The 18,125-nt window shown below is 58.9% G+C and carries 17 protein-coding genes and 1 riboswitch; of the genes, 5 read left to right on the top strand and 12 right to left on the bottom strand.

The genetic code is table 11. The features are described 5' to 3' along the window. Positions 1-11: 11 nt before the first annotated feature. The gene (locus tag ACR0DH_RS07380; RefSeq protein WP_480548020.1) at positions 12-713 is read right to left on the bottom strand and encodes a UTRA domain-containing protein; all 702 of its coding nucleotides are present in this window, start codon (positions 711-713) and stop codon (positions 12-14) included. A gap of 81 nt (positions 714-794) precedes the next feature. Continuing rightward, a complete protein-coding gene (locus ACR0DH_RS07375; RefSeq protein ID WP_480548019.1) occupies positions 795-2,159 on the bottom strand; it encodes a formimidoylglutamate deiminase in 1,365 nt (454 codons plus the stop codon). Between the two features lie 79 nt (positions 2,160-2,238). Here ACR0DH_RS07375 and hutI point away from each other — a divergent pair, with 79 nt between their 5' ends. The 4 genes from hutI to hutU are packed head-to-tail and all read left to right on the top strand — an operon-like array spanning position 2,239 to position 7,452. Further along, positions 2,239-3,447, top strand: a complete 1,209-nt coding sequence (gene hutI, locus ACR0DH_RS07370) for an imidazolonepropionase (protein ID WP_480548018.1) — start codon at positions 2,239-2,241, stop codon at positions 3,445-3,447. Beyond that, entirely contained in the window at positions 3,444-4,982 is a 1,539-nt protein-coding gene (hutH, locus tag ACR0DH_RS07365; protein ID WP_480548017.1) for a histidine ammonia-lyase, read from the top strand. The genes hutI and hutH overlap by 4 nt, the downstream gene beginning before the upstream one ends. Beyond that, positions 4,979-5,773, top strand: coding sequence for an N-formylglutamate deformylase (gene hutG / locus ACR0DH_RS07360; RefSeq protein WP_480548016.1), 795 nt, complete (start codon positions 4,979-4,981; stop codon positions 5,771-5,773). The genes hutH and hutG overlap by 4 nt, the downstream gene beginning before the upstream one ends. Next, positions 5,770-7,452, top strand: coding sequence for a urocanate hydratase (hutU, locus tag ACR0DH_RS07355; RefSeq protein WP_480548015.1), 1,683 nt, complete (start codon positions 5,770-5,772; stop codon positions 7,450-7,452). The genes hutG and hutU overlap by 4 nt, the downstream gene beginning before the upstream one ends. Positions 7,453-7,496: 44 nt before the next feature. On the opposite strand, the gene ACR0DH_RS07350 is transcribed toward hutU, so the two are convergent. The 5 genes from ACR0DH_RS07350 to ACR0DH_RS07330 form a co-directional block, all read right to left on the bottom strand. Beyond that, complete coding sequence (locus ACR0DH_RS07350) at positions 7,497-8,504, bottom strand: endonuclease/exonuclease/phosphatase family protein (RefSeq protein ID WP_480548365.1); 1,008 nt, start codon at positions 8,502-8,504, stop codon at positions 7,497-7,499. Continuing rightward, positions 8,504-9,550 (bottom strand): ABC transporter ATP-binding protein, encoded by a 1,047-nt coding sequence (locus ACR0DH_RS07345; protein WP_480548014.1) that lies wholly within the window; start codon positions 9,548-9,550, stop codon positions 8,504-8,506. Before ACR0DH_RS07345 ends, ACR0DH_RS07350 begins: the two co-directional genes overlap by 1 nt. A gap of 11 nt (positions 9,551-9,561) precedes the next feature. After that, a complete protein-coding gene (locus ACR0DH_RS07340; protein WP_480548013.1) occupies positions 9,562-10,455 on the bottom strand; it encodes an ABC transporter permease subunit in 894 nt (297 codons plus the stop codon). An 11-nt stretch (positions 10,456-10,466) separates the two neighbouring features. Next, positions 10,467-11,348 (bottom strand): ABC transporter permease subunit, encoded by an 882-nt coding sequence (locus tag ACR0DH_RS07335; RefSeq protein ID WP_170534813.1) that lies wholly within the window; start codon positions 11,346-11,348, stop codon positions 10,467-10,469. Positions 11,349-11,420: 72 nt separating this feature from the next. Further along, the gene (locus ACR0DH_RS07330; RefSeq protein ID WP_480548012.1) at positions 11,421-12,725 is read right to left on the bottom strand and encodes an extracellular solute-binding protein; all 1,305 of its coding nucleotides are present in this window, start codon (positions 12,723-12,725) and stop codon (positions 11,421-11,423) included. 227 nt (positions 12,726-12,952) lie between these two features. Between ACR0DH_RS07330 and ACR0DH_RS07325 the strand changes: the two genes are divergently transcribed. Next, positions 12,953-13,972, top strand: a complete 1,020-nt coding sequence (locus ACR0DH_RS07325; protein ID WP_480827104.1) for a LacI family DNA-binding transcriptional regulator — start codon at positions 12,953-12,955, stop codon at positions 13,970-13,972. A 1-nt stretch (position 13,973) separates the two neighbouring features. Here ACR0DH_RS07325 and ACR0DH_RS07320 read toward each other — a convergent pair whose 3' ends face one another. From ACR0DH_RS07320 to ACR0DH_RS07300, 5 genes are all read right to left on the bottom strand, one after another. Then, complete coding sequence (locus ACR0DH_RS07320) at positions 13,974-14,984, bottom strand: iron ABC transporter permease (RefSeq protein WP_170534819.1); 1,011 nt, start codon at positions 14,982-14,984, stop codon at positions 13,974-13,976. Between the two features lies 1 nt (position 14,985). Next, entirely contained in the window at positions 14,986-15,939 is a 954-nt protein-coding gene (locus ACR0DH_RS07315) for an ABC transporter substrate-binding protein (RefSeq protein ID WP_480852345.1), read from the bottom strand. A 12-nt stretch (positions 15,940-15,951) separates the two neighbouring features. Beyond that, a complete protein-coding gene (locus ACR0DH_RS07310) occupies positions 15,952-16,728 on the bottom strand; it encodes an ABC transporter ATP-binding protein (RefSeq protein WP_480852346.1) in 777 nt (258 codons plus the stop codon). Continuing rightward, entirely contained in the window at positions 16,725-17,081 is a 357-nt protein-coding gene (locus ACR0DH_RS07305; protein WP_480852347.1) for a DUF1636 family protein, read from the bottom strand. The genes ACR0DH_RS07310 and ACR0DH_RS07305 overlap by 4 nt, the downstream gene beginning before the upstream one ends. A 98-nt stretch (positions 17,082-17,179) precedes the next feature. After that, positions 17,180-17,396, bottom strand: a riboswitch (cobalamin riboswitch). A 58-nt stretch (positions 17,397-17,454) separates the two neighbouring features. Then, a complete protein-coding gene (locus ACR0DH_RS07300) occupies positions 17,455-18,120 on the bottom strand; it encodes a D-lyxose/D-mannose family sugar isomerase (protein WP_480852348.1) in 666 nt (221 codons plus the stop codon). Between the last annotated feature and the right edge of the window lie 5 nt (positions 18,121-18,125).

Raw genomic sequence — 18,125 nt, 5'->3', positions numbered from 1 at the left:
CTAAACCGGCATCAATATTTTGTCCGCATCTGATAGCCCTGATGAAATGTCATCCTGACAAAGGTCACGGGTTTGTTCTGAAACCAAGTGGTGCGTTCCAACTGAAACAGAGGCGTTCCGTGCGGCACTGACAGAAACTCCTGTAGCTGGCCCGCGGCAGGTACCGCAGAGAATGCGATTTCTGCGTTTGAGAACGGAATTTCGGATAAAAGCCATTCGTTCGGGCCGACAGTCAGAAAATCCTGATCGACCACATGGGGCACCGTATCCGTGTTGATCCAGCGTTCTTCGAACTGAAAAGGGCGGTTGTCCGCGTGATGCATGCAGTTCAGATGCAACACCTGTGCCCCCTCTTGCAGCCCCAGCTTGGCCTGCAGCCAGGGTGGGCAGTTGATCATATTGCGACTGACCAGAGCATAGCGGTATTCCGCATTCATATCCTCGATGGTCTGGCGTACCACGGTGATCGGCAGTTTTGCCTGTTTGACTGGGGTGGTCACAACACGGGTACCACCTTTGCGCCGACGCGTGATGATGCCCTCATTGGCCAGTTCGCGCAGGGCACGGTTGACAGTGGCGCGGGCACAGCCAAACTCGGCCGCGAGTTCCAGTTCGGTTGGTAACAGACTGCCCTGTGGCCAGATGCGTGTTTGAATGCGGTTCAGCACCTCATCCCGAATATCCTGAAATCCCATGTTCTTTTGTGCGCTCACAGCTTGTTCGGTCCTTAGTGATATTCATAAGTAATTTATGTCTGTGTATTTGCATAGGCAGAGAATTTGGCCGTCAATTGCCTAAAGCGCAGCCAAAAGGGTGCGCATCGCGTTGCGGTAGTTCGCGATGATCCTGTCACGTTGAACATGCCACCCGCTTTGAACCTGATGTCGACCTGCGGACCACAGGTCAGTGACAACATGATCTTTGGCGGCAAATACCAAACCATCCAACAGTTGATCAGGCCGCAGCGCGCAAAGCGACGGATGCTGGCTGTCAATGGCGACCAGATCAGCCAGATTACCCGGTGCGATCTGCCCTGCATCACGGGCAAGCGCTTGCGCCCCGCCTAAAGCGGCTTTGGAATACAGCGACTGCCCGACCGATCCTTCGCCCGTCACCAACACATTGCGTGACAGATCGCGCAAGCGTTGCGAGTACTCCAGTGTCCTTAATTCCTCGGTCAATGAGATCAGCACATTCGAATCCGAGCCAACGCCAAATGCACCATCCGCTGCCAGAAAGCTTGGGCCATTGAAAGGCCCGTCGCCCAAATTGGCCTCTGTCACCGGGCACAGCCCGGCCACAGCGCCGGACCGGGCCATGGCCTGTGTTTCGGCATCGGTCATATGGGTGGCGTGGATCAAGCACCAGTTGGCATCAACCGGAGCATTGGCCAGCAACCATTCGACCGGGCGGGCGCCTAGCCCGGCCTGTACTTCGGCCACTTCTTTGGGCTGTTCTGCTATATGAATATGGATTGGGCCCTGGCCCTGCGCCTGCAGGACTTCTGCCAGATCGCGCGGGCTGGTGGCGCGCAAAGAGTGTGGGGCGATGCCAACCCGGCAATCACCGGGCAGGTTCGTGGCCGCCGCGTGCGCCTGATCGACCAGTGCGCAGAACCGATTAACATCATTGCCAAACCGTTTCTGGCCTTGCTCCAAAGGGTGCCCTCCGACGCCTGCATAGGTATAGAGCACGGGCAGATGAGTCAGGCCGATGCCTGTTTCTTCGGCGGCAGCCATGATGCGGTCGCTTAGCTCAGCCAGGTGATCATAGGGTTGGCCATCCGGCTGATGATGCAAGTAGTGGAATTCGCCGACTGCCGCATAACCGGCCTCTTGCATCTCCAGATAGACAAGTGCTGCGATCGCCTGAACCTGATCCGGGTTCAAATGTGCAGTAAAGCGATACATCAGATCGCGCCACGTCCAGAAGCTGTCGCGCCCTGCGAGCCGGTATTCGGTCATCCCGGCCATGGCGCGTTGAAACGCATGGCTGTGCAGGTTGGAAAGCGCAGGCAGCAGAGTGTCGACACACGAGTCGCCAGCTTGCGGCGTGGTGTCCTGCGTTAGCGTTCTGATCCTTCCATCCTTGATCTGCACCCTCAGATTTCGGACCCAGCCCGAACCCAGCAAGGCGTTCTGTGCGAAAACGGCAGTCATGAGACTCTCCTAAATATGGATAGACAATAAACATAAATGCATATACTGGAAAAGAGAGAAATTGTGATGTGAGAGTCCCATGCAGCCCCAGGATCATCTTTTGATTGATTTGCGTGCCGCGACGATGTCAGGCGCGGATGCCTATGGGTTGATTGACGATGCCGCGATTGCCGTTCAGGCGGGAAAAATCGCTTGGGTTGGTCCGCGAGCGGATGTGCCAGATGCCTATGCGGCACTGCCTCAGCGCGCGCTCGAAGGTCGATTGGTAACCCCTGCGTTGATCGATTGTCACACTCATGTGGTGCATGGCGGCCATCGCGCGGTTGAGTTTGAGATGCGCCTGAACGGGGCCAGCTATGAAGAGGTTGCGCGCGCGGGTGGCGGTATCATTTCGACCGTGACTGCAACCCGTACCGCCAGCGTTGCCGATCTAATCGCGCAGGCCTTGCCGCGCGTGGACGCCATGATGGGCGAAGGTGTGGCGGTAATCGAGGTTAAATCAGGCTATGGGCTGGATCGAGACACCGAACTGAACATGCTGCGCGCCGCCCGTGCATTGCCGCAGCATCGTCAAGTGAGGGTTGTGACCAGTTTTCTGGGTGCACATGCTGTGCCAGCAGAGTATAACGGACGCCCCGACGCCTATATTGCCGAGGTCTGTATCCCGACGCTGCGTGCGGCCCAAGCCGAAGGGCTGGTGGATGCGGTGGATGCGTTCTGTGAGGGCATTGCCTTTCAACCTTACCAGCTGGTGCCTTTATTCGATGCGGCGCAGGAGCTTGGCCTGCCGATCAAACTCCATGCCGAGCAGTTGTCCAATCTAGGCGGGGCTAAGCTGGCAGCCTCAAATGGTGCTCTGTCGGCGGATCACATTGAATATCTGGACGAAGACGGGGCGCTCGCCATGGCCCAGGCGGGCACCGTCGGTGTGATCCTGCCCGGCGCCTTCTACACCCTGCGCGAGACGCAGGCCCCACCCATCGACTTGCTGCGCAAACACAATGTGCCGATGGCCCTGGCAACGGATTGCAATCCTGGCTCGGCTCCGATGACCTCGTTGCTGTTGACCATGAATATGGGTTGCACCCTGTTCCGCATGACACCCGAAGAGGCATTGCGGGGTGTGACCACCCATGCCGCCCGTGCCTTGGGGCTGAAGGACTGCGGCCAGATTGCCCCCGGTTTGCGCGCAGATCTGGCGGTTTGGGATGTGGCCCACCCGGCCGAGCTGGCCTATCGTATCGGATTTAACCCGCTTCATGCCCGCATCATCGGAGGTGCAGTTTGACAACCCTGACGCTCACGCCCGGCGCAGTCTCACTGGCGCAGCTGGAACAGGTCTATCGCAAAGAATGCGCTGTCAGGCTGGACCCGGCGTGCCGGCCTGATATCGAAGCTGCTCATGCCCGCATTGCCGATGCGGCGGCGGGTGAGGCGGCGGTTTACGGGGTCAATACCGGCTTTGGGAAACTGGCCAGCGTGAAGATCGCAGCTGAGGATACGGCGACCCTGCAGCGCAACCTGATCCTGTCGCATTGCTGTGGCGTTGGGCCTGCCATCCCGCGGGCGCATGCGCGGCTGATGATGGCGCTGAAATTGCTCAGCCTCGGTCGCGGCGCATCTGGTGTGCGGCTGGAACTGATCGATCTGCTGGAGGCGATGCTGGACAAGGGCGTAACCCCGGTGATCCCCGCGCAGGGGTCCGTGGGTGCTTCGGGCGATCTCGCCCCGTTGTCGCATATGGCGGCGGTCATGATGGGTGCGGGTGAGGCAGAGTTTGACGGTAAGGTCATGGCGGGCGGTCCGGCATTGGCGGCTGCCGGTCTGACGCCGGTGGAACTGGGCCCGAAAGAAGGTCTGGCGCTGATCAATGGCACCCAGTTTTCGACCGCGTTTGCACTGGCGGGTTTGTTTGGGGCATGGCAGGCGGCGCAAAGCGCGTTGGTCACGTCGGCGCTCACCACCGATGCCATCATGGGATCGACTGCGCCCTTGCAGCCCGAGATCCACACTCTGCGCGGCCATCGCGGCCAGATCGAAGCAGGGGCAACCATGCGCGCGCTATTGGCTGGATCGGTGATCCGCGAAAGCCACCGCGAGGGCGATACGCGCGTTCAGGACCCGTATTGCATTCGCTGTCAACCACAGGTCGTCGGCGCGGCGATGGATGTGCTGCGTCAGGCCTCTGTGACGCTTGAGATTGAGGCGAATGCAGCCACCGATAACCCTCTGGTCCTGTCCGAGGCTGGTCTGATCGTTTCAGGTGGTAACTTCCATGCGGAACCGGTGGGTTTTGCTGCTGACATGATCGCGCTGGCCGTGGCCGAGATCGGGGCGATTGCCCAACGCCGTATCGCGCTGATCGTCGATCCGGTACTCAGCTTTGATCTGCCGCCCTTCCTGACACCCAATCCGGGTCTGAACTCGGGCCTGATGATCGCCGAGGTCACCACGGCGGCCCTGATGAGTGAAAACAAACATCTGGCCAACCCCTGTGTGACGGATAGCACACCGACCTCGGCCAATCAGGAGGACCATGTCAGCATGGCGGCCCATGGCGCGCGGCGCCTGGGGCAGATGGTGACCAATCTGGAACGTATTCTGGGTGTCGAATTGTTATGCGCCACGCAAGGGGTCGAGTTCCGCGCGCCTTTGCCCACCAGCCAGACCTTGCAGGGCGTGATGGCGCGGCTGCGCGCCTTAGTGCCGCCGCTTGGTGAGGACCGCTATACCGCGCCCGATATCGAGGTAGCCTATAGACTGATTGCCAGTGGTGAGATTGCACACAACACAGGCGTCGATATGCCGGAACTGGGCGCATGATTGATCCAGTTGCGGTCACTCAAGGCGACAGCCCCATCGTGCTGGGCCTGCCTCATACTGGCACTTATGTGCCGCCTCAGATCGAAGCCAAGCTGAACAACCAGGGCAGGGGGCTGGCAGACACCGACTGGCATATTGACCGGCTCTATGATGGGCTGATCCCCGATGCCACGATCGTGCGTGCCACATTCCATCGCTATGTGATCGATGCCAATCGCGATCCGGCGGGCGTGTCGCTCTATCCCGGTCAGAATACAACAACGCTGGTGCCGCTTACGGATTTTGACGGCCACGGCATCTGGGATCAGCCGCCGTCCGAGCCTGAAATCGCCGAACGCAGGGCGATGTTCCACGCGCCGTATCACGCCGCCCTTGAGGCTGAGCTGGCGCGGGTCAAGGCGATCCACGGGGTGGCGGTATTGTATGACTGCCATTCGATCCGCAGCCACATCCCGTTCCTGTTCCACGGCACTCTGCCAGACATGAATCTCGGCACAAATGGCGGCGTCACATGCGCGCCGCAGATTGAGGCCATTGCCCATGAATTTGCCGCCTCGTCCCCCTATGGCACCGTCCTGAACGAACGTTTCAAAGGCGGGTGGACCACCCGGCATTATGGCCGCCCTGCCGAGGGGCTGCACGCCATCCAGATGGAACTGGCCCAGTCCACTTATCTGCGCGCCGAAACGGCACCATGGAGCTATGACACCCAAAAAGCCGACCGTCTGCGACGTTGGCTCAAAGACCTACTCGACGCTATCCACGACACTGCATTGGAGCTTGCCCGATGACCGACCCTCGCAAAAACACCCGTGATATCTATCCGCCCACCGGGTCTGAGCTGAACGCCAAAAGCTGGATGACCGAGGCGCCCCTGCGGATGATGATGAACAACCTGCACCCGGATGTGGCCGAGAACCCACATGAGCTGGTGGTCTACGGTGGCATTGGCCGCGCGGCACGGACGTGGAAGGATTTTGACACCATCGTCGCCAGTCTCAAGGATCTTGAGGAAGATGAGACGCTGGTGGTGCAATCCGGCAAACCGGTGGCCATTGTGCGGACGCATACGGATGCGCCTCGGGTGCTGATCGCCAATTCAAACCTCGTGCCGCATTGGGCCAACTGGGATCATTTCAACGAGCTCGATAAGAAGGGTTTGATGATGTACGGCCAGATGACCGCTGGCTCGTGGATTTACATTGGCACGCAGGGCATCGTTCAGGGCACCTATGAGACCTTTGCCGAGGCCGGGCGTCAGCATTATGACGGCGACCTGACCGGCAAGTGGATTCTAACGGGGGGTCTGGGCGGCATGGGGGGCGCGCAGCCGCTGGCCGCTGTATTCGCCGGTGCCTGCTGTCTGGCGGTCGAGTGCAACCCGGACAGTATCGATTTCCGTCTGCGCACCAAATACCTGGATGAAAAGGCCGAGACGCTGGACGAGGCGCTTGAGATGATCGACCGCTGGACCAAGGCGAGTGAGGCCAAATCGGTTGGCCTGCTGGGCAATGCCGCCGAGATATTCCCCGAGATCTACGCGCGGATGCGTGCCGGTGGCATGCGTCCCGATATCGTCACCGACCAGACCAGCGCACATGACCCGGTCAACGGTTATCTGCCCATCGGCTGGTCCATGGCGCAGTGGAAGGACAAGCGCGAAAGCGATCCAAAGGCTGTCGAGAAAGCCTCACGCGCGTCGATGAAGCGACATGTCGCCGCCATGGTCGATTTCTGGAATGCAGGCGTTCCGACTTTGGATTACGGCAACAACATCCGGCAAGTGGCGCAGGATGAAGGTCTGGAGAACGCCTTTGCCTTCCCCGGTTTCGTGCCCGCCTATATCCGCCCTTTGTTCTGCCGAGGCATCGGTCCGTTCCGCTGGTGCGCGCTGTCGGGTGATCCGGAGGATATCTACAAAACCGACGCCAAGATGAAGGAGCTGTTCCCCGAGAACACCCATCTGCACAACTGGCTGGATATGGCGCAGGAGCGGATCGCCTTCCAGGGCCTGCCAGCGCGTATCTGCTGGATCGGATTGGGTGATCGTCACAAGGCCGGATTGGCCTTCAATGAAATGGTTCGGAACGGGGAGTTAAAAGCACCCGTGGTGATTGGTCGGGACCATTTGGACAGTGGCTCAGTCGCCTCGCCCAACCGCGAGACTGAGGCGATGAAAGATGGCTCGGACGCAGTGTCGGATTGGCCGTTGCTGAACGCACTGGTCAATACGGCCTCGGGCGCGACCTGGGTCAGCCTGCACCATGGCGGAGGGGTCGGTATGGGCTTTAGCCAGCATGCGGGCGTAGTGATCTGTGCTGACGGCACCGACGCAGCAGCAAAACGTCTTAAGCGGGTGCTGTGGAATGACCCGGCATCCGGCGTGTGGCGCCATGCGGATGCGGGGTATGACATCGCCAAGGAGTGCGCCCGCGAACATGGGCTGCGTTTGCCGGGTATTCTGGATTGATCACATGCAAGAGAGCCGGGCTGAGCCAGGCCCGGCTCAAGTGATCAGACCGACGACAGCGCCGCGCGGCACCAGACGCAATCGTGGTCGGAAAGCGGTGTTCCCTCATCCGAGATCGAGGTCAAAAGCCCCTTCTCTTCACATCGCAGATCGCGACCTGCCAGCCAATCCAGCTTCATCACACGCTGAGGATGTGGGGTGATCAGGCTGGGGCGCGTGGTCGTTCCGTCGATTGTGAAACCCCAATTATAACCGCGTGTTTCGGCCAGACCAAAAAGACTCTCGTTCTGCCAGTTAAAATCCGGCGGCAGGTGGTTACCGGTGTTCAAATCCCCACCGATCAGAACCGGCAGTCCCGGCGCGAAGCTGTCGATAGCACCTAGCAAGACATCGAACTGCGTGTGGCGATGCGCTGCGTCGGCGTTGCTTTCCAGATGGGTGGAAACGACGCAAACGGGGCCACTTTCCGTTGGCAAAACAGCAGCAATGGCCATTCGGCCACCAACGCGCGGCTGGTCGGGATCTGCGGCACCTTCGTCGCAGGAAAACCAGTGGCCATGATCGTCCAGCCGGATCAGGGCGGTGCGTTCAAATGGCACCGAAGACAGGATCGCGTTGCCGTGCCATCCCAGCGTGTTGAAGTCGTCTTTGCAGAAATGGCGCTCGGTCGGGCCACCCAGATCGAGCTCGTGAAACTCGACCCCAAAGGCGTAGACCATTTCAAGGGCATCTGCCATCGCCTCGGTTGTATGTCTTTGCGAGGTGCGTGCCATGCCGTGATCGACCTCGGACAGCAGAACAACATCGGGGCTGATCTGACCAAGATGCGCGGCGGTTGCCTCGGGGAACAGGCAGCGTTCCACATTCCATGCGGCCACAATGAACTGCGCGGGCAAAGTGGAGGCCTGCGCCTGCCCACCAAGCTGCAGCGCGTTCATTGCCGGAATATCGTGCAGCAACTTCCGATGCGCCGCAGCGGTTCGCGGGGCGGACAGGATGCTTGCCCGCTGATCCGGTGTCACAGCGGGAAGCACATCCAAAACGTCTGTGATCAAATGACTTTTCCTGTTTCCACATCAAACAGACGCAGCGCGTCGGGTTTCAGGGTGATCTGGGTCTCGCCTGTTTGGGCCGTGTGATCCTTGCTGACCAGAACGGTGAAGGGTTGGCCACCAAGCTGACCGTGCAGCAACCGATGCGCGCCCAGTTCTTCAAGGATATCCACCTGAAACGGCACGGAACCCTGACCATCCAGTTCGATATCTTCGGGTCGGATGCCGAGTGTCACCGGCCCGTTGGCCGAAGCGGGAGCGGTCATGATCCCGTCATAGCCGTTGATCCGCACCTGGCCTTGATCGACCTGTGCCTCAATCAAATTCATCGGCGGCGCACCCATGAACGAGGCGACAAAGGTCGAGGCCGGGTTGTGATAGATCTCCGAAGGCGTGCCGATCTGTTCGATCTGGCCAGCGTTCAGCACGATGATGCGGTCTGCCATGGTCATGGCCTCGACTTGATCGTGGGTCACATAGACGGCCGTCGTGCCAAGGCGGCGTTGCAGGGCCTTGATTTCGATCCGCATCTGGTTGCGCAACTTGGCGTCGAGGTTGGATAGCGGTTCGTCAAACAGGAACAGCGCCGGATCGCGCACCACGGCGCGGCCCATGGCGACGCGCTGACGCTGACCACCGGACAGTTGCGCCGGTTTGCGATCCAGATATTCGGTCAGGTTCAGCATCTTGGCGGCGTCTTCGACCTTGGCTGCGATCTCGGACGCGGGTGTGCCGCGGTTCTTCAACCCGTAGCCAATATTCTTGCGGACAGTCATATGCGGATACAAAGCGTAGTTCTGGAACACCATCGCGATGTCCCGGTCTGCCGGGTCCACGTTGTTGACCACCCGGTCGCCGATTTTCAGCGTCCCTTCGGTGATATCCTCCAGCCCCGCGATCATGCGCAACAGAGTGGATTTGCCGCATCCCGAAGGGCCGACCAGAACGACGAACTCGCCATCCTGAATGGTGAAACTGGTGGTCTCAACCGCTTTGAAGCCGTTGGGATAGACCTTGCGGATGCCCTCTAATGATACCTGAGCCATGCGCGTATTCCTTATTTATCGGATTCTGTGAGGCCCTTGACGAACCAATTCTGGAAGAAGATGACGATCGCCACCGGCGGAATCATCGCAACGATAGCCAGCGCAAGCGCCTGTCCATGCTCGGGGATCTGACTGTCAGTATAGGTCAGCACGATCTGTTTGATGCCCCGGACCAGCGTGAAGAAGCTTTCATCTGTGGTGATCAGCGTTGGCCACAGATACTGATTCCAGCCAAAGACAAACATGATGATGAAGATCGCCGCGATCATCGTCCGGCTGAGTGGAACGAGGATGTCGACAAAGAACTTCCACGGACCTGCACCATCGATCCGCGCAGCCTCGGCCAATTCCTCGGGGACGGACATAAAGAACTGTCGGAAGAAGAATGTACCGGTGGCCGACGCGATCAGGGGAACGATCAGGCCGGTGTAGGTGTTGGTCAGGCCCAGCTTCTGGATCGCCTCATACGACGGCAGAATTCGTACCTCAAGCGGGAGCAGGAGGGTGGTAAAGATGACCCAGAAGGCCAGCGTGGCAAAGCGCAGACGGAAATAGACGATGGCATAGGCGGCCATCATCGAGATGATGATCTTGCCGACTGCAAAGCCGATGCCCAGGATAAACGAATTCATCAGCATCAATGTGCCGTCAACGGTTTGGGTAAATCCGCCTTTCTCGAACATGGCGGCGTGGAAGTTCTTGCCCAGATCGTCACCAAGGCCCACCTGAATGCCCTGTCGGTGGATGGTCACGGCATCATGGCTGGCTGTGGTCAGCGCCAGCAAGGGTGGCAGGATCATCAGCAATGATCCCAGGATCAGCACAAAGTGATCACCGATGGTTTCCCAGCGGATTTTGCGGGGGCGGTGGGCGATTTCGGTCGTTTCAAGGGTGGTATCAGCCATGGTTCGCCCCCTCAGGTATAGTGGATCCGGCGTTCAACCAGCCGGAACTGAAAGACGGTCAGGATTAGAACCAGACCCATAAGAATGACGGATTGCGCGGAAGAGCCGCCCAGGTCGTTGCCTCGGAACCCGTCCAGATAGACCTTATAGACCAGGGTCATCGGATTATTGCCCGGCTCACCCTTCATCAGCGCGTCAATCACGCCGAACGTGTCGAACAGCGCATAGGTGATATTGATGATCAGCAGGAAGAACGCGGTGGGGGCGAGCAAAGGGAAGGTGACCTGCCAGAATCGCCCCGTGGCCGAGCGGTTGTCGATCATTGCTGCCTCGCGCACCGAGCGCGGGATCGATTGCAGGCCCGAAAGGAAGAAGATAAAATTGACCGGGATTTGCTTCCAGACCGATACGATGATCATCGCGGTCGCGGTGGCGTTATAGTCCACGCCCAGTTTGAAATCCCAGCCAAACATCTGGAAGAACTTGGTCATTGGACCGGTGCTTTGGTCAAAGAACAGGATGCCCAGAAACCCGGCAACCGGCGGCGCAATCGCGTAGACCCACATCAGCAGGGTTCGATAGGTCTTGGCGCCGCGCAGAACCTTATCGGCCTTGACCGCCAGCAGCAGCGCGATGGCCAGTGAGAAGAAAGTAACCAGAACCGAGAAGACAATCGTGAACCAGGCAATGCGCTTATACTGATCATTGCCAATTAACGACGTATAGTTGTCGGCCCCGACAAAGGTTGACCCAAATCCGAAAGGGTCTTGCAGAAAGAAGGACGATTGCAGCGCCCATCCAGCAGGCCAGTAAAAGAAGATGGCGATGATCATCAACTGTGGCAGCAGCAAAGCCACAGGAAGCCAGATATTATCAAAACCCGCGCGTTTCATAGGTCTTCCAGTTGCAGAAATGGGGGATGGCCGCACCCGAAGGCGCGACCATCCTGGGGGTGATCCCAGGGATTAACCCTGAGTCTTTGCAAAGCGGGCCAGCAATTCGTTGGCTTCTGCTTCGATGTTCTGGAACGCGGTTTCCACGTCGGTTTCACCGGTCAGGATACGGCCATATTCGCGGTTCATGATGTCGCGGATCTGGACGTAAAAGCCCATGCGGTAGCCTTTGGTGTTGTCGCCAGCCTTAGCGGACAGTTGGTTGACGCCAACTTCGGCTGCCGGGAAGCGGTCATAGTGGCCGTCTTTCTTGGCGACTTCGTATGCAGCTTCGGTGATCGGCACATAACCGGTTTCTTGATGCCAGAAATACTGGGTTTCAGGCGCGGTCAGGAAGTTGAAGAACTCGGCCGTTGCCTTGTTTTCTTCATCCGACTTGCCTGCCATGGCGAACAGGGCCGCACCACCGATGAAGGTCTGTGTCGGCTCGGCTGTTACGGCTTCCCAATAGGGCAGCTCGGTCGCGCTGAACTCAAATGGCAGGTCTTTCTGCAGCAGGCCGCCAAACGAGCCCGAAGACCCAAGCCACATGGCAACTTTGCCTTCTTCGAACGGCTTGGCATTGTCGCCCCAGCCGGTGCCGTACCATTCAAACAACCCGTTTTCTTTCCAGTCGCTCACAGCCTGGAAATGGGCCTTGATGGCGTCGTTGTTGATCAGGATTTCGGTGTCGGTGCCGTCATAGCCGTTGTTGTTGGTCGCAAACGGCAGGTTATGACGCGACATGAAGTTTTCGGTGAAGATCCAGGGCAGGTGCGACTGGCTGAGCGGGATATAGCCTGCTTCTTTCAGCGCCGGAGCGGTGGTGGACTGGAACTCTTCCCATGTCTTCGGGGGTGTAACGCCTGCGGCTTCCAGTGCGTCTACGTTGTAGTACATGATAGGTGTTGACGAGTTGAACGGCATGCCGATCATCTTGCCATCGCTGTCTGCGTAGAAGTAGCGCACGCCAGCGATATAGTCATTGATGTCGAAATCAACGCCATTGTTGGCCAGCAGGTCCTGAACTGGGATGGTCGCACCCTTGGCACCGATCACTGTGGCGGCACCGGCGTCAAACACCTGCATGACGTTGGGTTGTTCGCCCGCGCGGAATGCAGCGATACCGGCGGTCAGCGTTTCTTCGTAGCTGCCCTTGTAGACCGGAGTGATTTTGTATTCGTCCTGCGAGGCGTTGAAATCCTCTGCAATTTTGTTGACGGTCTCGCCCAGCTGGCCGCCCATTGCGTGCCACCAGGTGATTTCGGTTTCGGCAAAGGCTGCAGTCGCGGTAAAGGCGACGGCGGCAGCAGTTGCGCAGAACTTAAGGTTGGTCATTTTGATCCTCCGGTTCGGTCTCGGGCATTTGCAGCGAAGCACCCGATGGCAGGTTTCTGCCAGGTTGTTTTGCAGGGCCCCCCTGCGGCGTGTCTCACGCGCAGCCTCCGACCCGCATCACGTGTCACGCGTGGATTCTGCACACGTGGTCACATACTGTTAACGTATGACAGTTCAGTGAAAGATTTCTAGCAATATTGACAAATTCTACCAAATCGAAGGACAGGATGGGCGTGGCTCAGGATCATGATAAACCTGCCGATAGGCGCCGCCGGGTGACCGCGCAAGCCGTTGCAGATGCGGCTGGTGTGTCGCGTTCAGCGGTTTCACGCGCTTTTACGCCAGGTGCGTATCTTGATGAAAGCAAAAGAAAAATCATCGAGAAAGTGGCCCATCAAATGGGCTATCAGCCAAATGCATTGGCTGCCGGGTTGAAGGACGGGCGCTCGCATCTGGTGGCCGTCTTTGTCGGCAATATGCGCAGTACATATGATTCCGAATTCGTGAGCGCCTTGGTCGGAAAACTGAACGCTTTGAACAAATGGCCGATTCTCATCGATGGCGGGGATCAGCGTGCAGAAGACGCGATCGAACAGGTTTTGCGTTATCCTTTGGACGCCTTGATCCTGCGCGGTGGCAGCATGCCGCGCGCATTGGTCACGCGGTGCACCAAGTTCGGTGTGCCGATGATTTCCACAGGCCGAATCGTCCAGGCACCGGGTGTCGACAATGTCTGTTGCCGCAATGCCGACGGTACGGGGCTTGCGGCCCAGGTGCTGGTCGACAAGGGGCGCACACGGTTTGGGTATCTGGGTGGCGCCCCCAGTTTCTCGTCATCGGCCGAGCGTAGATTGGGTGTGATCGGTGTTTTGGACAAAGCGGGGTTAAAGCTGATTGCCGAAGCCACAGGGGATTTCACTGTCGAGACTGGGCACGAGATAGCGCTGAAACTGTTTGCCGAGCACAAGTTGGACGCGTTGGTCTGTGCCAACGACGCCAGTGCGATCGGCGCGCTGACCGCCGCGCGTGAGTTAGGTTTGGACGTTCCGGGTGATCTTTCACTGATCGGGTTTGACGATATCGAAATGGCCAGATGGCCAAATTTCGATCTCAGTACCGTCAACAACCCCATTGATGATGCGGTTGATCAAGTTATTGCGTTGCTTGAACGCAGGCTGGCAGAGCCGGGCAAGCAAAGCGAAACCATTATGATCGATCCGTTTTTCGTCCCGCGTGGAACGCATTAGGTCAAACGTTTCGCGCCGATTTGAACAGGTACAGGAATACGAAAAGCGACCCGATCGATGTGGTCACGATGCCGACTGGTAACTCCTGAGGGGCCAGCAACAGTCGGGACACAATGTCAGAGGCGGTCAGCAGGATGGCCCCCACAATGGCCGAGGTGATCAACAGGTTGCGATGGAGCGTTCCCGCTATTCCACGCGCGATATGAGGGACCATCAGACCGACAAAACCGATGACACCCGCGACTGACACGAAGCTTGCCGTGGCGAGGGCTGCAACAAAGAACATACGAAAGCGCAGGCCCTGCACCGGGATACCCAACGTGGCGGCGGTGAAATCTCCGGTCAGAAGGGCGTCAAGCCAGCGGCTGCGATAGAGTGCATAGCCCAGGATCAGGGCCAGCCCGATCAAGACCAGTGGAAACGTCTCCCACCGGGCAAGGCCCAGTCCGCCCAGCATCCAGAAGATCACCGAATGGGCGGCGCGGTTGTCTCCGGAAAAGATCAGATAGTTGGTGATGGCGGAGAACAGGAAAGACACGGCAAGCCCCGCCAGGATCAGTTTTTCCGGTGCACTTGTGCGCAACCCCTGGACCAAGGCCAGCACGATGCCTGATGCGATCAGGCCGCCGCAAAACGCAGCCAGCGGTAGGGTCCATATGCCCAGCACATCGCCGGTGACCGTGATGACCAGAACAGCGCCCGCAGCCGCGCCCGACGAGAGACCGAACAGAAATGGGTCGGCCAAGTCGTTGCGCGTGGTGGTTTGCAGAACCACCCCCACAACACCAAGCCCCGCACCGATGACAGCGGCGAACAGCGCACGCGGCAGGCGCAGATCAAACACGATCCGATGCAGCGGCGACATCTCGCCTTCTGACAGACCTGTGCCCAGGCCGATGGCGGCAATGACATCCGCCACCGGGATCGGGGTTGTACCGTAGACTGTCGACAGCAGCAAAAGGGCGGTCAGAACGACCGCCCCCAGCACAACTATCCGGCCCGTCTGGACCATATCAGTTGGTCGCCGTCGGGTGCATCGCATCCGCCATCTTCTGGATCGCGTCGATATTTGCCGGTCCCGGTGTCAACTCTTCGTAACGCAGACCGATCCAGCGTTCATTTTTGACCGCATCTGTTTGGGACATCACTGGGTGCTCTTGCAGGAACTTGAACGTGTCCTCTGCCCCGTTGCCGGTCTGATAGTCAAGCAGCACCAGAAATTCCGGGTTCGATGCAGCAACCGCTTCCCACGAGGTGCGGCCCCAGCTAGTGTCCATATCATGGGTGACGTTTTCGCCGCCAGCCGCTGCGATCATCGCATCGGGGATGGCGAATTTGCCAGCGGTAAAGGGCGCATCTGCCGGGCCGTCCAGTAAGAATACACGGGGTTTGGCCAGATCGGCGGTCTTGGCTTCGATGGCAGACAGCTGTTCTTTCCAGCCTGCTACCAGTTCCTCGGCCTTTTCCTCGACATGCATGACCTGACCCAGACGCAGCACATCGTTGAACAGCAGGTCCATGCTGGCCTCAGGGCGGTCCTTGTCTAGATGCACGCAGCTTTCGGTCAGGATCATTGTCTTGATGCCGAACGGGGCCAGAGTGTCCGGGGTCACGTCGCCGCCGGGCTTCATGCCATAATACCAGCCCGCGAAGAACAGATCGGGCTCGGCCGCAACCAGGTTTTCGACGGTTGGGTATTTCGGCGCCAGTTCCGGGATGTCACCGCGCAGCTTATCGAAATCAGGGCTGGTCTTATACCAACCTGTGATACCGGTCAGGCCAACGATGTGTTCTTGCAGGCCCAGCGCAAAGGCCATGTCTGTCATGTTCATGTCATGCACAACCAGCCGTTCCGGCTTGGCGTCGAACACCAGCGGTTCGCCGCAATTGTCCACGGTTACTTCATGGGCCGCCGCGCCGCTGGCCAAGCCGGTGATCATCAAAGCTGACCAAATTTTCTGTTTCATCAATGTCTCCTGTTAAGATGAAAGCGTTCGTTTTCGGATATCCAGCGCCGGGATCACGCGCCCTTCGTGCTGGAAGCACAGGTAGTCAACACCAAACGTGTCGCGCACATGATCCGGCGTTAGTATCTGGTCGACTGGCCCAAAGCCCGTCATGCGTGTGGATTTCATCAGCGCGACATGGCTGGCGAATTCCGGGATCATGACAAGGTCATGCACGATCATCACCACCGTCACGCCCAGCTCGGCCACCAGCGACAGCATGTGCCCCTTGGCATCGGGGTCCAGATGATTGGTGGGCTCGTCCAGAAACAACAGCGAGGGGTTCTGCGCCAATGCACGCGCGATATGAGCGCGTTGGCGTTCGCCGCCGGAGAGCCGCTGCATCGGCTTGTCCGCCAGATGGGTCAGCTCGGTCGTGCGTAGAACGCGCGCAAGATCCATCTTGTGGTCTTCCGCCGAGCGGTCGCTCTGAATGGGAATCTGACCCAGCGCAACGTAGTCGCGCAGCTTTAGGCGGCCATCGGGCAGTTCCTGCTGACCAACAACCGCAATGGTCCTGGCGCGTTCCTGCGCAGACAGGCTGCGCAGGCTTTGACCGTTGATCCGTACGTCCCCCAGCGCCAGACGTTCGACCCCACAGAGCAGGTTCAGCAGCGTTGTTTTGCCGGCACCGTTCGGACCGGCGATGGCAAGGATCGCCCCTTCTTCCAAAGAGAACGAGACGCCTTGTAGCAACACATCGCCATTCAGGGCGTAGTATTCCAGATTCTCCGCGACCAGAAAGCTCATGCCTTACCCGCCTTTGGAAGACGAGGCAGACGTGCTAGAGTTTTGAACAGCAAGGCGGGGGGGCGATCCGTTGCGCTGGTCCAACCGCTCTCGCTGTCGCGGTACTGATGGGCGAAGGTGGCGATCGCATCCAGATCGGCGGTGCTTTGAATATCGCCAAACAGGTATTGCGCCTTGCCTTCGGCTTGCAGACCGATGGCCATGGGACGTTCGCATCCTGCCATGCACGGGATCAGTCGCGTAGCGAACCCGTCTGGCAGCGACGCGTCCAGCAGAATTTGGGCGGCGCTGGCTTCGATCTCACCCTGGCAGGTCGAGCAGATCAGCACAAAGTGATCAGCGTTGCGGGTCATTGCCACCCTCAACGCGCAGAACGCCCGTGTCGAAAGTGCCAGTCCCCAAAGGGCGCAAATATGCCATCAATCCTCCTTCCAGGACGCCCCGTCCCGGGTTGGTTTCACAGGTGATGGCAGGTCTCCTGACTTGCGGGTCGTTGCTTGGCCAACCTTCCCGGCCTTCTCGGGCCAGTGGTGATTTGGCGTCGCTCTCCGCTTACAGTTGCGGGGGCAGTTACGGACTTGGCCTGTTCCGATATTCCGGGGGCCGCACCGTATTCCCATTTTCATCCCGCACCCAAAGCTGCGGGAACCATCACAGGTCAGCTATTCTGGACAAGACACGCTTGTCAAGCAATCGCTGAGAGGCTCGGGTCAATCTCGGGGTAGATCAGTAATCCGCAACCAGCAGGAACTCGGCCTCGGTATCTTCGTCGATCGTGGCAAAGCGGGGAATGGGTTGTTCGAACACGTTATCGGTGCGGTCGTCGTTTACGGTTGAGACCTCGCCGATCAGGCAATCCCCACGCTCGGCCCAGAAGGCGTGCCAGATGCCGGGCATCAGGGTCACGCTTTCGCCGGGTTTCAGGCGCAGCAATTCGCCCGGAGTGATGCTGATATCGCATCCGTCGCTGGGCACCACAACCGGTGTGTCGCGGTCTACGCTGCCATCGGGGTTCGAGGCATAGATCTCCATCACCAGATCGCCGCCGCCCCGGTTGATGATATCCTCGGCTTTGACGATATGACGATGCATCGGCGACAGCTGCTTGTCGCGCGAGATCAGCAGTTTTTCTGCATAAAGCATCCCACGACCCTGGCTCAGATCGTTCTCATCCCCATTGCGCAGGGTGAACAGGAACAGGCCAAGCTCATCAAATTTGCCTTGCCCGTAGTCGGTGATGTCCCATCCCAGTCCCCGGGCGCGGATCGTGTCGGCCTTGGCGCTGCGCATCTGATCCGGAGACCAGTCGGCAAAGGGGGGCAGGATGAAACCGAAAGACTGGATAAAGGCCTGTGCATCGGTCTTGATGTGGTTGATGTCGGAACGTTTCATGTGAC

The sequence above is a fragment of the Ruegeria sp. I1 genome, from assembly GCF_056532675.1.
Note: the sequence above shows the minus strand (reverse complement) of the source record. Positions and strands in the feature narration are given on the sequence as shown.

Coding starts and splice junctions, on each gene's coding strand:
- ACR0DH_RS07375 (WP_480548019.1), bottom strand. CDS start 2,159: ATGACTGCCGTTTTCGCACAGAACGCCTTGCTGGGTTCGGGCTGGGTC.
- hutI (WP_480548018.1), top strand. CDS start 2,239: ATGCAGCCCCAGGATCATCTTTTGATTGATTTGCGTGCCGCGACGATG.
- hutG (WP_480548016.1), top strand. CDS start 4,979: ATGATTGATCCAGTTGCGGTCACTCAAGGCGACAGCCCCATCGTGCTG.
- hutU (WP_480548015.1), top strand. CDS start 5,770: ATGACCGACCCTCGCAAAAACACCCGTGATATCTATCCGCCCACCGGG.
- ACR0DH_RS07345 (WP_480548014.1), bottom strand. CDS start 9,550: ATGGCTCAGGTATCATTAGAGGGCATCCGCAAGGTCTATCCCAACGGC.
- ACR0DH_RS07340 (WP_480548013.1), bottom strand. CDS start 10,455: ATGGCTGATACCACCCTTGAAACGACCGAAATCGCCCACCGCCCCCGC.
- ACR0DH_RS07335 (WP_170534813.1), bottom strand. CDS start 11,348: ATGAAACGCGCGGGTTTTGATAATATCTGGCTTCCTGTGGCTTTGCTG.
- ACR0DH_RS07330 (WP_480548012.1), bottom strand. CDS start 12,725: ATGACCAACCTTAAGTTCTGCGCAACTGCTGCCGCCGTCGCCTTTACC.
- ACR0DH_RS07325 (WP_480827104.1), top strand. CDS start 12,953: ATGGGCGTGGCTCAGGATCATGATAAACCTGCCGATAGGCGCCGCCGG.
- ACR0DH_RS07320 (WP_170534819.1), bottom strand. CDS start 14,984: ATGGTCCAGACGGGCCGGATAGTTGTGCTGGGGGCGGTCGTTCTGACC.
- ACR0DH_RS07315 (WP_480852345.1), bottom strand. CDS start 15,939: ATGAAACAGAAAATTTGGTCAGCTTTGATGATCACCGGCTTGGCCAGC.
- ACR0DH_RS07310 (WP_480852346.1), bottom strand. CDS start 16,728: ATGAGCTTTCTGGTCGCGGAGAATCTGGAATACTACGCCCTGAATGGC.
- ACR0DH_RS07305 (WP_480852347.1), bottom strand. CDS start 17,081: ATGACCCGCAACGCTGATCACTTTGTGCTGATCTGCTCGACCTGCCAG.
- ACR0DH_RS07300 (WP_480852348.1), bottom strand. CDS start 18,120: ATGAAACGTTCCGACATCAACCACATCAAGACCGATGCACAGGCCTTT.